Below are 14,474 nucleotides of genomic sequence, written 5' to 3' on the forward strand. Positions count from 1 at the left end.
CGCGTAAGCGCTGGGTGGGCGCCCAAGAAAGATCCAAAGCCCCTTGAGGGGCGGTACAGGCAAGCGAGGAGGCGAGTCCGAGCGAAAATGGCCGAAACCAACTGACCACTGGCCACTGACCACCGGTCACTACTAGACTATGGCCCCGATGCTCCACTTCCTTCGCCTGCTCCGCCGCGCCATCTGGCGCGCTTTCGAGCACGATTGCTTCGCCATCGCGAAGGCCGCGGCCTACTCTGCCATCCTCACCATCTTCCCCTTGTTCCTGGTCATCGCCGGCGTGCTCGCCGCCTCGCACACCACCGAGAAGTTCCTGAGCGAGATCGCCAACGCCGTCGGCCAGATCATGCCGCCGGGCGCGCGCTCCGCCGCCATGCAGTACTTCGAAGGCGGCCACCACCGGCCCTCGCGCCTGCTCCTCTCCGCCTCCGTCATCACCATCATGGCCGCCTCCGGCGTGATGATCAGCTGGATGGAAGGCTTCCGCAACGCCTACCGCCTGCCGCGCGAGTGGGGCGTGCTCAAGGAGCGCTCGGTCGCGCTGCTGCTCGTGCTGTTCTCGTTCGCTCCCATGACCCTCGCCACCATCCTGGTCGGCTTCGGCAACCAGATCCAGACCTGGCTCATCCAGCACTCCACGCGCGAGATCGGACTCGCTGTGCTCCTGCTCTGGCAGGCCGGCCGCTGGCTCATCTCCACCCTCACGTCCATCGCCGTGCTCTCGCTCATCTACCACTGGGGCATTCCGCGCACCCAGCCCTACTACCGCGTGCTGCCCGGCGCCACGCTGGCCACCGTCTTCTGGTTCACCGCCACCGTCGGATTCGGCTGGTACGTCACGCGCTACGCCAACTACACCGCCATCTACGGCTCGCTGGGCGCCGCCATCGCTCTGCTCGTCTGGACCTACATCGTCTCCATCACCGTGCTCATCGGCGCGGAATTCAACGCGCTCGTCTACCCGCGCATCGTGCTGGAAGACCGCCGCAACGCCGCGCTTGCCATGAACCCGCCCAGTAACCCCGCCGCCGGGAAACCCGCCGCCGTGCGGTAGACTGTACGTTTCCATGGCCATCATCGAACCCATCCATCCGGGCGAGACTTGGACGGAAGGCTCGCCGTATCACGGCCGCCGCCGCGCCAAGATCGTCTGCACCCTCGGCCCGTCCTCCAGCTCCGAGGCCGCCATGCGCGACCTCATGCGGCTCGGCATGGACGTCGCCCGCCTCAACTTCTCCCACGGCACGCACGAAGAGCACGCGCGCGTCATCGAGCGCCTGCGCCGCGTCGCGCAGAAGGAAGGGCGCTCCATCTGCATCCTGCAGGACCTGCAAGGCCCGAAGATGCGCACCGGCCGCTTCAAGAACCGCCTGCCGGTCATGCTCAAGCAGGGCAGCAAGGTCACGCTCACGCCCCGCGACATCCTCGGCACCCCCGCGCTCATCTCCACCACCGTCGACACCCTCGCGCGCGACGTCCAGCCCGGCATGCACATCCTGCTCGCCGACGGCCTGATGGAGCTGCGCGTCCTCGCCATCCGCGGCGACGACGTCGAGACCGAGGTCATCAACGGCGGCCTGCTCGGCGAGCACAAGGGCATCAACATCCCTGGCGCCGCGCTCTCCATGCCCTCCATGACCGAGAAGGACGAGAAGGACCTCGTCTTCGGCCTCAAGCATGGCGTCGACGCCGTCGCCATCTCCTTCATCCGCACCGCCAACGACGTCCTCGCGGTCAAGAAGATCGTCAGGGCGCACGACTCCGACGTCCCCGTCATCGCCAAGCTCGAGAAACCGCAGGCCATCGAGCACCTGGAAGAGATCTTCGACGTCGCCGACGGCGTGATGGTCGCGCGCGGCGACCTCGGCGTCGAGATGCCGCCGGAGAAGGTCCCGGTCATCCAGAAGCACATCATCCGCCGCGCCTCGGAGTGGCGGAAGCCCGTCATCACCGCCACCCAGATGCTCGAGTCCATGATCGAGAACCCGCGGCCGACGCGCGCCGAGGCCTCCGACGTCGCCAACGCCGTCTTCGACGGCACCGACGCCGTCATGCTCTCCGCCGAGACCGCCAGCGGCAAGTACCCGCGCGAGGCCGTCAGCATCATGGCCCGCATCATCGTCGAGACCGAGGAGCACATGGGCGCCAACGGCAAGATGCGCCGCCGCGACCGCCGCCAGCTCTCCATCTCCGAGACCATCTGCGAGTCCATCGCGCACGCCGCCGAGGACCTCGACATGCGCGCCATCGGCGTCTTCACCGCCACCGGCACCACCGCCCGCCCCATCTCCAAGTACCGCCCCAAGGCTCAGATCTACGCCTTCGCGCACGTCCCGACCGTCTGCAACCGCCTCAACCTCTATTGGGGAGTCACCGCCATGCCGTGCAAGCACGCGCCCTCGACCGAGGACATGGTCGAACTGGCGGAGAAGGAACTGGAGCGCGTCCACGCCGTCGCGCCCGGCGACATCCTGGGCATCGTCGCCGGCACGCAGCAGGCCTCCGGCTCCACCAACTTCATGCGCCTGCACGTGGTCGGCTCGCCCGACGGCGCCTCGCCGCCGGGCGCGAAAGAGCGCCGCCGCGCCCCGCGCATCCGCCCCGCCGGCGCCCGCAAACGCTAGCTACTTCCTGCCTTTGACGACCGCGACCGCGGCGTCGAAGGCCGCGCCGCACGCGCTCGACACCTTCGCGTCGCTCGCGTCGCGCACGTCCTTGTACTTCGCCGCCAGCGCCACCCAGCCCGTTTTCGAGCCGTAGACGCACTGCCGGATCTCGAGCGGCTTCATCCGGCCGCCCTCGCCGCAGTTCACGCGCTCCACCCACAGGTCTTCCAGGCTGGTGTTGGTCAGCGTCACGCGCATGTCCTTCGCCGGGTCGTTCGAGTCCATCCGCTCTTCAAAGACGGTCAGGCTGTTGGTCGCGTCGCTGCACGCCGGCGAGTAGATCTCGCCCTGCCCGACCTTGCGGCTCACCGGCATCGCCCCGATGTTCGCCGTGATCGCGCCCTGCGGCTCTTTCTCCGGCTGGCTCGTCTGCGGCGCGCTCGGCTTCGGCGCGCGCGCCGTCGCCGCCTCCACCGTGAAGTCCGCGTCCGGTATCTGCGGATCGAAGTCCAGCTTGGTCAGCGTCTCGGTCTCGGTCCACGGGTTCAGCGTCGAGGTGTTCCGCGTGACCTTCTGGAACGGCACCATCAGTCCGCTGATGTTCCGGAAGTCGCTCCACTCCTCCGTCGTGCTCAGGATCACGCCGCTCTGCTTGCGCTGCACCAGCGTGTAGTCCCGGGCGTCGAGCCACTCGTCGTAGTTCCCGACGTCGTCCATCGCCAGCAGGTGGATGGTGGGCTTGCCGTTCAGCTTCTCGCGCCCCACCAGCCGCACCTTCTCCACCGTCGCACTTTTTGACGGCGAGATCATGCACATCGCGATCACGCTGTCGTTGTAACGCTCCGGCGAGCGCCGCTTCATCTCGCCCGACTTGTCGGTCTCCACGCGGAAGGTCGCGGTGTTGATGACCAGCGTCCCGGCGGTCTCCCACCGGATGCGGTCCGGCTCCTTCGCCTGGCAGGCGTCGGAGTACGGCGCGTCGCCCTCGCGGGTCACGCGCCGCGTCACCCGGATCTCGTCCAGCCCGCGCAGCTTCTCGCGCCCATAGGCGCCCATGCCCTGCGCCTCGCGATGGTTCGTCAGGATCTCGGCCAGCCCCCTCGGCTGTTTCCACCGCCGCGCGCGCTGCGCCGCCGTCTCGCCGAAGCTCATCTGCGCGAGGCATGCGACCACCACCGCCAAAGAAAAGAGAAGACGTGTAGTTTTCATAGGATTTCAGTTGGTTGGGGAGAGCCGGAATATACCACGGCGGGAAACCCGAGAAAACTTAGAAGGTAGGCGCCGGCGACTCGCCGGCGCAAATCGGCAATCGGCAATCGTCAAGCGGCGATCAGTTCACCCAGCCGCCCTTGCCTTCGCCGTTGCCCTTGCCGGGCTTCTCGTCCGCCGGCGGGATGTAGTTGCCGTACTCGTCGAACTTCACGTCGCGGTCGTGCTCGCGCATGTAGACCTCGAACTTGCGCGCCGCCCTCCGGCGCTTCCAGCGGTAGTAGGCGTTCTTCCAGCGCGCGAACAGGCCCTCTTTCGGCGCCATTCGCGTGGCGGTTCCGAACCCGCGGTCGGAGAGCCCGCGCCCCACGCCCGCCGCCGGCCGGCGCGCTGTCGCGCCGTGGAAGAACTTGATGTAGACGAACCCGGCGATCAGCCCGCCCAGCTGGCCGAGGTTCAGCAGCCCGCCCGGGCCGCTCACGGCCATCAGCAGGGCGATGATCAGCGTCACTCCCGCCAGGTACTTCGCCTTCATGAAGAAGGGAAGCGGGAACATCATGAACTCCATCTCGCCGAACAGGATGCCGAACGCGATCAGGAAGCCGAGGTAGACGCCCGCCACGCCGCCCATCGCCATCTCGGGGGCGTTCGGCACGATGCCCGAGTACGCCATCGCGATCGTCCCGGCGGCCGCGCCCAGTGAGCAAATGGCGTAGTAGCGCACCAGCCAGCGCGTCCCGTAGCTCGACTCCAGCATCGCTCCCAGGAACCAGATGATGAGCATGCCGAAGATCAGTGCGAGCAGCGACAGGTTGACGAACGAATAGGTCGCGACCTGCCACACCCAGCCGCGCACGGCCAGCGCCGGCACCAGCAGCAGGAACTTCTCCATCAGCCGCGCCAGCGGCTCGCCCGCCGGCGCCATCCCCAGCACCGCGTGGACGAAGTACACCACCACGTTGATCCCGATGATCCACTTCACCGCCCGCGTGAACGGCGGGAAGCTCAGCGTCATCCCGCCTCCGCCTCCACCACCGGACATCATTCTTCGCGTCGTCATGCTGCTACTTCTTCTCCTCGGGCTTCTTCTCCGCCGCCGCCGGCTGCTGCGGCCGCGGGAGCGCCGACCCGATCTTCGGCGTCGGGACCACCGGCAGGCTCCTGTGGCCCTGCTTGTCCACCGCGCGCACCGCGAACACCACGTTGTCCTTCGAGCGCTTCAGCGTCGCCTGGGTTGCGTTGCCGGCCTGCTCCACGTTCTCCCACTCCGCCGCCGTGGTGGGGCGCCACAGCACCTCGTAGCTGGTCGCTCCGGTCGAGGGCTCCCACACCAGCGAGGTGTCGTTCTCCAGCTTCTCCGCCAGCAGCGTGACCTTCTCCGGCGGAGGCGGCGCGCTCGCCAGCGACGCCAGCGTCGCCGCGTTCAGCCGCGCCACGTTCGCTACGTACTCGAAGTCCACGTACTTCGGCAGGTCTCCATATTCGATGCCGTTCTCCGTCCGCGGGTCCTGATGCTGGTGGCTGTATTCCTCGCGGTACTCCGTGAACCGCACCGCCGCGAACCCCTGCTCGTTGAACGCCGTGTGGTCCCCGCCCCGCAGGTAGCGGTCGCGCCGGAACACCAGCTTCGGCCCGAAATCCGTCTTGGCCAGGTACTTCTTCGCGACTTCCCGGACATAGCGCGCCAGCTGCCGCGAGGCCGAATCGCTCTCCCCGCCCAGGTTGCGGATCATCCGCACCTGCTCCTCCGTCGCCGCCGCCGGCACGCCCTCGCTGAATACCCGCACGATGCTCGGGTCCTGCCCCGGCGCCTTCACGCCGCCCACGATGTCGTTGTTCAGCACGCCCTCGATCTGCCAGCCTTGCTCCTTCGCCATCTTCGCGAAGTGCGCCGCCCCCAGCAGTCCCTGCTCCTCGCCCACCACGGTGAGGAAGATGATGGTCGCCGGAACCTTCTTCTTGCTCAGCACGCGCGCGCACTCCAGGCTCACCGCCGTGCCGCTGGCATCGTCGTTTGCGCCCGGAGCATTGGTCTTCGGGTCGGTCGGGCTCGACGGCATCGAGTCATAGTGCCCGGTCACCAGGTAGATGCGCCTGGCCTGCAGCGCATCCGTCCCCCGCAGCACCGCGTAGACGTTGGCCATGTCGGTGGGCTGCGGCACCCGCCGCCCCGGCTCCTGCGTCCACTGGTCGTACTGCACCTCCAGGCATCCGCCGCACGCCTGCGAGTAGCGCTCGAACTCGCTCTTGATCCACTCCCGCGCCGCGACCACACCCTTGCCCTGCTTCGCCATCTCAGGGTCGTTGGACGAGAGCGAGTTGCGCGTCCCGAAGCTCACCAGCTTCTCGATGGTCGCTTTCACCCGCGCCGGCGAGACGTCTCGCACCGCGGAGGCGATCTGCGGGTCGATCTGCTGCCGCGCCGGCCGCTGCGCCCAAGCGCTGCCGCAGACCAAGGGGATCAGTGCCAGCACCAGGAACCGGTGTGACCGTCGCATGGAGGGATCCTTTCACAGTAGAGACGGCCTTCTGGCCGTCTCCGAAAAGAAGGGTGTGCCGCTATTGACGGCGGCTGCCGGAGATTCTAAATATACCGAGGGGCTTGCGCCATCAACCGCTGCACCATTTGTGGTGCGCCCCAAGATCCCAAGGAGTTGCGATGCTCCTCTGCCCAGAATGCGAAACCGATCTCGACGTCGACGCCGAAGAGGTCGATGAAGGCGAGATCGTCTCCTGCTCCGAGTGTGGCACCGACTTCGAGGTCGTGACCACCCACCCTCTCGAGCTCAAGCTCGTGAGCGACGACGAGGACGACGAGGAGGAAGCCGAAGACGAGGATGAGAACGGTGACTACTAGCCGCCGCGCCCTGCTCGCCGCGCTCGTCCCGCTGCTCGCCGCCGGCCTGCTCTCCGCCGCCCCGCCCAGGCAGGAAGAGAAGCCCTACGCGCTCATCTTTTGCACCGTCTGGGCGCCCGACGGCCGGCCCGCCTGGGGCGTCAGGCTCAAGGTCCGCCGCGCCGACCAGAAGAAGGCCAAGTGGGAGGGCGTCTCCGACCGCCGTGGCGAGTTCGCCCTGCGCGTCCCCGCCGGCGCCGCCGACTACGTCATCACCGCCGACCTCGACACCAGGGGCCCCAAGCCCGAGGCCAAGGTCCACGTGGAGAATGACGAGCGCGTGGACGTCAGCCTGCATCTAACAGAGTAGAACCCCAAGTCATGCTTTACGGTAGGCTCACCATATAGGGTAGAGTCGCCCTTCTGGGCGTCTCCAAAGGAGAAGGTCGTGAACAAGCTGTTCCGCATCGTCGTGCTGTCGCTGGCGGCTCTGACCGTCTCGGGCGCCGTGCTGGCCTGGGCCGTCCCGCCGGAAAAGAAGAAGGAGAGCACGCTCCGCACGCTCGAGGGCTACATCTACGGCCAGGGGGACGCCCCGCTGCCCGCCGCCGTCGTCTACCTCAAGAACACCAAGACCCTGGCCGTGAAGAGCCTCTATGCCGGCGACGACGGCAGCTACCGCTTCAACGCTCTCTCGCCCAACACCGATTACGAGATCTTCGCCGAGTACAAGGGCAAGCGCTCCGACACCAAGGTCCTCAGCTCCTTCGACTCGCGCACCTCCGCCCGCATCAACCTCCACATCGACACCGCCAAGTAGCCCTTCTCTGTGCCGTCGGCTAAAGCCGACTCATTCTTCCTCCGGGACGATTTCCCAGCACTTACGTGCTGGGCTAACGAATCCCGTCCTTCGGACTGGCTCTTCGCTACCGGCGCCGTGCTTCGATGTGGCTTGCCAACGACTGTTTCCAAAGCCCTGAACAGCCCGCGAAGCGACACACCAGTCCCGCGCAGCGGGACGCCATTCGTTAGCCCAGGGCGTAAGCCCTGGGAACAGTTCCCATGTCGACTCCCCAGTCGGCTTCAGCCGACGGCACAAACAAAAAGGCCGCCCTTTCGGGCGGCCTTGGACCTTCAGGAACCTTACCGGTCTTCGTTGCTCGCGCGCTTCCAGTTGATCAGGTCGCCCAGCGACGTGGTCGCCCCCGAGCCCGACGACGAGCTCTTGCCCTCGCTCTTCGCCGGCTGCTTGTAGTGCTCCACTTCCTGGCGGCTGGCCTCTTCGCCCACCGCGCGGATCGAGAGCCCCACCTTCTTCTCTTCCGGGTTCATCTTGATGATCTTGAACTCGTGCTCCATGCCCGCCTCGAGCTTCAGGGGCGCGCCGCTCGCGTCCACCGCCTCCGAGTTGTGGCACAGCCCTTCCACGCCCTGCGCGATCTCGACGAACGCGCCGAACGTCGCCGTGCGCATCACCTTGCCGTGCACCACGTCGCCGATCTTGTGCGTCTGGAAGAACGTCTCCCACACGTCGGGCTGGAGCTGCTTCATCCCGAGCGAAAGGCGCCGCTGCTCCGGCTCGATGCCCAGCACCACCGCCTTCACCTTGTCGCCCTTCTTCAGCACTTCCGACGGATGCTTGATGCGCTTCGTCCAGCTCATGTTCGAGACGTGCACCAGCCCGTCGATCCCGTCCTCGACTTCCACGAACGCGCCGAAGTCGGTCAGGTTCCGCACCTTGCCCTCGACGATCGCGCCGTTGGGATACTTCTCGTGCAGCGTCTCCCACGGGTTCGTCTCCAGCTGCTTCATGCCCAGCGAGATCCGCCGGTCGGTCGGGTTCACGTTCAGCACGATGGTCTCGACCTGGTCGTTCACCTTCACCAGCTTCGACGGATGCTTCATCCGCTTCGACCACGTCATTTCCGAGACGTGCACCAGCCCCTCGATCCCCTGTTCCAGCTCCACGAACGCGCCGTAATCGGTCACCGAGATCACGCGCCCCTTCACGTGCGCTCCCACCGGATAGCGGTGCGCCGCATCCAGCCACGGGTCGGGCGTGAGCTGCTTGAATCCCAGCGACACCCGCTGCTTCTCGGTGTCGTACTTCAGCACCTTCACGTGGATCTCGTCGCCCACGTTCACCAGGTCGCGCGGGTGCGTCAGCCGCCCCCACGACATGTCGGTGATGTGCAGCAGCCCGTCGATGCCGCCCAGGTCCACGAACGCGCCGTAGTCGGTCAGGTTCTTCACCGTCCCGGTCAGCACCGCGCCTTCGTGCAGCTCGGCCAGCGTCTTCTCGCGCTTCTCCTTCACGCCTTCTTCCAGCAGTTCCTTGCGCGAGACCACCACGTTGCCGCGTTTCTTGTTCAGCTTGATGACGCGGACTTCGATCTCCTGTCCCTTGAGCGCGTCCAGGTTCCGCACCGGCTTCACGTCCACCTGCGAGCCCGGCAGGAACGCCTTCGCGCCCGCCACTTCCACCGACAGCCCGCCCTTCACCCGGTCGATCACGCGGCCCTTGATGGCCGCCTTCTCGTTGTACGCCTTCTCGATCTCGTCCCACGCTCCGAAGCGCTGCGCCCGCTCGTGCGACAGCCGGATGCCGCCCTCTTCGCTCTCGCCTCCCAGCACCATCACCGGGATCTCGTCGCCCACCTGGAAGCGCGGCTTGCCCTCGTGGTCGGTCACCTCCGAGAGCGGCACCACGCCTTCGCTCTTCTGGCCGATGTCGACCACCACGCTCTTCTCCGTGATCTTGATCACGGTGCCTTTGGTGACGCGATGTTCGTGTTGTGCCGACGCGGCTGCTTCCGCTTCGGCTTCGAAGTTTTCGAGGACGGTTGCGAAGTCTTCCATGGTCTCTTTGTCTTTGCGCGCGGGCGGGGTATGAGGGGCTGCGGCCCGGGCGTCAGGAGTAGGATTCTGCTGCGCTGCTGCGGGATGCGTCTGGGGAGGCTGCGGGGCTTCCGCCTGCGTTGGCTCTTGCTGCTGCTCTTCGGTCCGGACTGTCGTCTCGTCTGCCAACGTTAAAAACCTTCACCCGGCGCGCGCCGGATGCTTGGGGGAAGTTCGGGCCTCGAAGTCTTCAGGGTCGGAGCCTTGCGTCAGAAGCTCTCGCACGGGTCGGTGCGGCGGGAATACCCACGAGGAGTTCCAAGAACGAAGGCTGGAAAACCAGCGGCCGGATCTGCGGAGCTCATCGCTCCGAGACTCTTCCACTATAGCGACCCCCCTCCGGAGTGTCAAACCCGCGCCGCCCGCATTTTCAGCACGGCAGGACATCGCCCGCGTGTACATTGTCCTTCGTGGACCGCATCTTCACGCCCTGGCGCTACGCCTACGTCTCGCAGGCCGAAAAAGTCGACGGCTGCATCTTCTGCCAACTCGCCCAGGCGCCCGACGACCGCAAGGCCCTCATCGTCCACCGCGGCCGCCACTGCTACATCGTCCTCAACGCCTTCCCCTACACCTCCGGACACGTGATGGTCGTCCCCACCGCGCACCTCGACACGCTCGCGCAGCTCCCCCAGCCCGCCGCCGAAGAGATGATGGCCCTCACCCAGCGCCTCGACGCCGTCTTGCGCCAGGTCTACCGCCCCGAAGGCGTCAATATCGGCATGAACATCGGCAAGGCCGCCGGTGCCGGCGTCGCCGGACACATCCACATGCACGTCCTGCCGCGCTGGTCCGCCGACTCCAACTTCATGACCACCGTCGCCGAGACTCGCGTCCTCCCCGAAGACCTCACCGTGACCTGGGAGCGCCTGAAGAAAGCCTTCACTCCCTGAACGGAGGTCATCCCGAGCGAGTCCGCTGCGGCGGACGAGTCGAGGGACCTGCGTTTCCGGCCGCGCAGTTACAATCCCTCCAGTGTCCGACCCCACGCCCGCCATCGCCGACGAATCGCCGCGTCCCGCGCGCAACTCGTTCCTCTTCTGGCTTGGCGGGACCCTCGCCGCTCTCATCCTCCGCCTCATCGGCGTCACTCTGCGCGTCACCGTCTCCATCGAAGAGGGCGGGCCGCCCGAGTTCTGCGTCCCCGCCACCATCTACAGCTTCTGGCACCGCTGCATCCTGCCGGCGTGCTGGCACTACCGCGGGCGCGACATCGGCGTGATGACCTCGCGATCCGAAGACGGCGAATACATCGCGCGCACCATCGAGCACTTCGGCTTCCTCCCGGTGCGCGGCTCCAGCTCGCGCGGCGGCGCCCGCGCGCTGCTCGAGATGCGCAAGCTCATCGAGGCCGGCCACACCGTCGCCTTCACCATCGACGGCCCCCGCGGCCCCAAGTACGTCGCCAAGCCCGGCCCGGTGCTGCTCGCCAAGTCCACCCAGAAGCCGATGCTCGTCTTCCACTACGCCGTCGACCGCGCCTGGATCCTCAACACCTGGGACGACTTCATCATCCCCAAGCCCTTCGCGCGCGTCCTGGTCCGCGTGAGCCGCTACATGTTCGTTCCCCCCGACGCCGACGAGCCCGCCATGCAGCGCTATCACCAGGAGCTCCAGGCCGCCCTCGACCGCGTCCGCATCTTCGCCGAAGAGAATCTTCGCGCACTGACCCGCAACGCTTCGTGAGCTCCTTTGTGAGACCTTTGTGTCCTTGGTGTTGTGCTTTTGGTGTTGTGCTTTTGACTTTCCCTCGTCCCGCCGGTAACCTTCTTCGGCCGACACAGGCTCAGCTCTTTCGCAACTTCCTTTTGGTCCGCGCGTCGAGAAGCGGGTGAGATTCCCGCGCTGCCGCGCAACTGTCAGGAGGATCGCCCGTTCGCCACTGTCCCGCTCGGCGGGATGGGAAGGCGCCCGGGCCATGATCCTCGTAAAGCCAGGAGACCGGCGCGGACCGCAATCCCCACCCCTTTCGCGTGCAAAGGAGGATTCCCGTGCGCCGTCTCCTGCTCTTCCTGCTGCTCTCTTCCACCGTCGCCTTCTCCGCCGAGCTCACCGTCAAGGTCACCGACCCGCAGTCCGCCGTCGTGGCGGGCGCGCGCGTCACCGTTTACCGCGGCAGCTCCGTCGCCGCCATCCAGACCACGAAAGCCGACGGCGCCGCCACCGTCTCCGTCCCAGGCGGCGCCTACCGCGTCGAGGTCCTCGCCGCCGGCTTCGCGCCGCGCTCGCTCGACGTCACCGCTCCCGGCTCCCTCACCGCGCAGCTCGCCATCGCCACCCAGCCCGAGACCGTCAACGTCACCGCCTCCGGCGCGCCCATCGAGACCGACCGCTCCGGTTCCCCGGTCGAGAGCCTCGACACCAGACAGCTCGAGCTTCTCCAGCCCGTCGCCGCCTCCGACGCGCTCCGCTTCCTGCCCGGCGCCGTCGTCAACCAGGCCGGACGCCGCGGCGGCCAGGCCTCGCTCTTCGTCCGCGGCGGCGAGTCCCGCTACAACAAGGTCATCGTCGACGGCGTCCCCATCAACGAGCCCGGCGGCACCTTCGACTTCGGCGTCCTGCCGCTCGACCAGGCCGAGCGCCTCGAGTTCTTCCGCGGCCCGCAGAGCGTGCTCTACGGCTCCGACGCCATGACCAGCGTCGTCCAGGCCTGGAGCGCCACCGGCTCCACCCGCACGCCCGAGCTGCGCTTCGGCGCCGACGGCGGCAACCTCGCCACCGCGCGCGGCTACGCCTCGCTCGCCGGCGCCTGGAAACGCCTCGACTACAACCTCTTCGCCGGCCAGACCCACTCGGAAGGCCAGGGCGCCAACGACCAGTACTCCAACTCCGAGCAGGGCGCGAACCTCGGCCTCGTCCTGCACCCGCGCGTCTTCCTTCGCTTGCGCGCGCGCCACTCCAACGCCCACGCCGGCGTCCAGGGCGCCTGGCTCTACAACGGCGCTCCGCTGCTCGGCATCGACGACGGCGAGACCGCCAGCCAGAACAACTTCCTCGGCTCGGCGGAGCTCACCGTGCAGGCCCCTGCGCGCTGGACCCACGTCTTTCGCGGCTACGAGTACCGCCACCACCGCTTCAATCAGGACGTCTTCGCCGACCCCGACCGCGCCCTGGCCTTCGATTTCCCCTTCGCCGCCTTCGCCAACCTCAACCGCGCCGGCTTCCTGTACCAGGGCGGCTACCAGCCCAGCGAGTTCTTCCGCGCCAACTTCGGCTACGAGTTCGAAGACGAGCACGGCGAGATCGGCGAGCTGCTCTCTGCCTCCACCAGCGCCGGCCTGCGCCGCAATCACGCGCTCTACGCCGAGGGCGTCGTTCTCTGGAAGCGCCTCAGCCTCATCCCCGGCTTCCGCTACGTGCACAACGAAAGCTTCGGCGACCGCGTGGTCCCGCGCGTCGCGCTCAGCGTCCTCGTCCTCCGCGGCGGCGACACCTTCAGCGGCACCCGCCTGCGCTTCGTCTACTCCGAAGGCATCAAGGCCCCGCGCTTCGACGAATCCTTCGGACAAGGCGGCGGTTTTCCCATCCTGCCCAATCTTGCGCTCAAGCCCGAGGAGGCCGAATCACTCGAGGCCGGCGTGCAGCAGAGCTTCGCGGCAGGGAAGTACGCCGTCTCCGCCACCTACTTCCACAACCTCTTTCGCAACAAGATCGATTTCGCCCTCGACCCCTGCTTCTGCCAGGGACAGTACGTCAACGTGAACCGCGAGCTCGCGCACGGCGCCGAGCTCGAGTTCCACGCGCGCCTCGCCGCCCGCCTCGCCGCCACCGCCGGGTACACCTACCTCTCGTCGCAGATCCTCGAAGCGCCCTTCGCCTTCGACCCGCTGCTCGCCGCCGGACGCCCGCTCCTCCGCCGCCCCAGGCACTCCGGCTCGCTGCTCGTCACCTACTCCGGCGCCCGTTGGGGCGCGTCGCTTGCCGGCACCTTCATCGGCCGCCGTCCCGACTCCGATTTCTTCGGCTTCGGCGTGGACCACGCCGCCGGCTACGCGCGTCTCGACCTCGGCGGCTGGTACGCGCTCCACCGCCGCGTCACCGCCTACGCCAACATCGAGAACGTGACCGGCCACAGCTACGAAGAGGTCGTCGGATATCCGGGCTTGGGAGTGAACTTCCGCGCAGGGCTGCGCTTCGTTATCGGCGGTGAGTGATCAGCTTGGCCGACGCCATGAACAGCGAGAACGCGCTCACGAACAGCCGCTTCGAGTGCATGAAGATGTCGCCGAAGCCGCGGATCTGCACGCTCGACCCGTTGCGGCTGCCGTTCAAGTGCGGCGTCATCGCCGCCGCCGAGGTCACGCCCGCGTACTTCTGCCGCGCCAGCAGCAGCTTGTTCACCTCGGCGTCGTCCAGCAGTTGCGGCGTGCCCAGCGTCTGCGAGACCAGCGTGATCTTGGCGAAGTGTTCCACCGTCTCCATCTTCATGTATGCCTTTTCCAGGCTTTCCGCGTATGCGACCACGCCGTGGTTCGCCATCAGCATGGCGTCGTACTCCGGGATCAGCGGCTCCAGCGCCTCGGCCAGCTCTGGCGTCCCCGGCGTGCCGTACTTCGCCAGCGGCACGCACCCCAGCGCCACCACGATCTCCGAGACCAGCGGCTGGTCCAGCGCCTGCCCGCACGCCGCGAAACCCGTCGCCGTCGGCGGGTGCGCGTGCACCACCGCCTGGATGTCCGGCCGCAGACGGTAGATCAGCAGGTGCATCCCGATCTCGCTCGTTACGCCCCGGCGCCCCGAGACCTGCCGCCCGTCCAGGTCGACGACCACCATGTCGTCGGCCTCCATCATGCTCTTGCACATCCCCGTCGGCGTCACCAGGATGTTGCCGTCGCCCAGCCGCACGGAGAGGTTGCCGTCGGTCGCGGCCACGTAGCCGCGCTCGTGCAGCAGCTTGCCGAACCGGCAGATCTCTTCGCGGTGCT

General features: G+C 67.3%; 13 protein-coding genes and 1 riboswitch. Of the genes, 8 read left to right on the forward strand and 5 right to left on the reverse strand.

Annotated features, from left to right (window positions below):
- Positions 1–139 precede the first annotated feature (139 nt).
- Together VLA96_06250 and pyk are read left to right on the forward strand one after the other, a co-directional pair.
- On the forward strand, positions 140–1,054 hold the full coding sequence (locus tag VLA96_06250) for a YihY/virulence factor BrkB family protein (protein HSE48792.1): 915 nt from the start codon (positions 140–142) through the stop codon (positions 1,052–1,054).
- A gap of 13 nt (positions 1,055–1,067) precedes the next feature.
- The gene (gene pyk / locus VLA96_06255) at positions 1,068–2,624 is read left to right on the forward strand and encodes a pyruvate kinase (GenBank protein HSE48793.1); all 1,557 of its coding nucleotides are present in this window, start codon (positions 1,068–1,070) and stop codon (positions 2,622–2,624) included.
- Here the strand turns inward: pyk and VLA96_06260 are convergent, their stop codons facing one another.
- The 3 genes from VLA96_06260 to VLA96_06270 form a co-directional block, all read right to left on the reverse strand.
- Positions 2,625–3,815 carry a hypothetical protein gene (locus tag VLA96_06260; GenBank protein ID HSE48794.1) on the reverse strand — a complete coding sequence of 397 codons (1,191 nt, stop codon included), beginning with the start codon at positions 3,813–3,815 and terminating at the stop codon, positions 2,625–2,627.
- Between the two features lie 121 nt (positions 3,816–3,936).
- The gene (locus VLA96_06265) at positions 3,937–4,875 is read right to left on the reverse strand and encodes a rhomboid family intramembrane serine protease (GenBank protein HSE48795.1); all 939 of its coding nucleotides are present in this window, start codon (positions 4,873–4,875) and stop codon (positions 3,937–3,939) included.
- A 4-nt stretch (positions 4,876–4,879) separates the two neighbouring features.
- On the reverse strand, positions 4,880–6,313 hold the full coding sequence (locus VLA96_06270) for a M28 family metallopeptidase (protein HSE48796.1): 1,434 nt from the start codon (positions 6,311–6,313) through the stop codon (positions 4,880–4,882).
- 161 nt (positions 6,314–6,474) lie between these two features.
- Here VLA96_06270 and VLA96_06275 point away from each other — a divergent pair, with 161 nt between their 5' ends.
- From VLA96_06275 to VLA96_06285, 3 genes are all read left to right on the forward strand, one after another.
- The gene (locus VLA96_06275; protein ID HSE48797.1) at positions 6,475–6,672 is read left to right on the forward strand and encodes a hypothetical protein; all 198 of its coding nucleotides are present in this window, start codon (positions 6,475–6,477) and stop codon (positions 6,670–6,672) included.
- On the forward strand, positions 6,662–7,021 hold the full coding sequence (locus VLA96_06280; protein HSE48798.1) for a hypothetical protein: 360 nt from the start codon (positions 6,662–6,664) through the stop codon (positions 7,019–7,021). The genes VLA96_06275 and VLA96_06280 overlap by 11 nt, the downstream gene beginning before the upstream one ends.
- A gap of 78 nt (positions 7,022–7,099) precedes the next feature.
- Entirely contained in the window at positions 7,100–7,471 is a 372-nt protein-coding gene (locus VLA96_06285) for a carboxypeptidase-like regulatory domain-containing protein (GenBank protein ID HSE48799.1), read from the forward strand.
- Between the two features lie 323 nt (positions 7,472–7,794).
- On the opposite strand, the gene VLA96_06290 is transcribed toward VLA96_06285, so the two are convergent.
- A complete protein-coding gene (locus VLA96_06290) occupies positions 7,795–9,678 on the reverse strand; it encodes a 30S ribosomal protein S1 (GenBank protein ID HSE48800.1) in 1,884 nt (627 codons plus the stop codon).
- Between the two features lie 281 nt (positions 9,679–9,959).
- Here VLA96_06290 and VLA96_06295 point away from each other — a divergent pair, with 281 nt between their 5' ends.
- The 3 genes from VLA96_06295 to VLA96_06305 all read left to right on the forward strand — a co-directional run bounded on the left by VLA96_06295 (position 9,960) and on the right by VLA96_06305 (position 13,703).
- The gene (locus tag VLA96_06295; GenBank protein ID HSE48801.1) at positions 9,960–10,442 is read left to right on the forward strand and encodes an HIT domain-containing protein; all 483 of its coding nucleotides are present in this window, start codon (positions 9,960–9,962) and stop codon (positions 10,440–10,442) included.
- An 82-nt stretch (positions 10,443–10,524) separates the two neighbouring features.
- Positions 10,525–11,235, forward strand: a complete 711-nt coding sequence (locus VLA96_06300; GenBank protein ID HSE48802.1) for a lysophospholipid acyltransferase family protein — start codon at positions 10,525–10,527, stop codon at positions 11,233–11,235.
- 112 nt (positions 11,236–11,347) lie between these two features.
- Positions 11,348–11,514, forward strand: a riboswitch (cobalamin riboswitch).
- 26 nt (positions 11,515–11,540) lie between these two features.
- Complete coding sequence (locus VLA96_06305) at positions 11,541–13,703, forward strand: TonB-dependent receptor (GenBank protein HSE48803.1); 2,163 nt, start codon at positions 11,541–11,543, stop codon at positions 13,701–13,703.
- Here VLA96_06305 and VLA96_06310 read toward each other — a convergent pair.
- Positions 13,687–14,474 (reverse strand): class II aldolase/adducin family protein (locus tag VLA96_06310; protein ID HSE48804.1); only part of this gene is annotated, 788 nt, incomplete at its 5' end. The two genes, VLA96_06305 and VLA96_06310, sit on opposite strands and share 17 nt — an antisense overlap.

The organism is Terriglobales bacterium, from assembly GCA_035457425.1.
Classification (GTDB): domain Bacteria; phylum Acidobacteriota; class Terriglobia; order Terriglobales; family Acidobacteriaceae; genus JACPNR01.

Bases quoted from the DNA above. Each gene is read 5' to 3' on its own strand.
- VLA96_06250 (HSE48792.1), top strand. From the start codon at position 140: ATGGCCCCGATGCTCCACTTCCTTCGCCTGCTCCGCCGCGCCATCTGG.
- pyk (HSE48793.1), top strand. From the start codon at position 1,068: ATGGCCATCATCGAACCCATCCATCCGGGCGAGACTTGGACGGAAGGC.
- VLA96_06260 (HSE48794.1), bottom strand. From the start codon at position 3,815: ATGAAAACTACACGTCTTCTCTTTTCTTTGGCGGTGGTGGTCGCATGC.
- VLA96_06265 (HSE48795.1), bottom strand. From the start codon at position 4,875: ATGACGACGCGAAGAATGATGTCCGGTGGTGGAGGCGGAGGCGGGATG.
- VLA96_06270 (HSE48796.1), bottom strand. From the start codon at position 6,313: ATGCGACGGTCACACCGGTTCCTGGTGCTGGCACTGATCCCCTTGGTC.
- VLA96_06275 (HSE48797.1), top strand. From the start codon at position 6,475: ATGCTCCTCTGCCCAGAATGCGAAACCGATCTCGACGTCGACGCCGAA.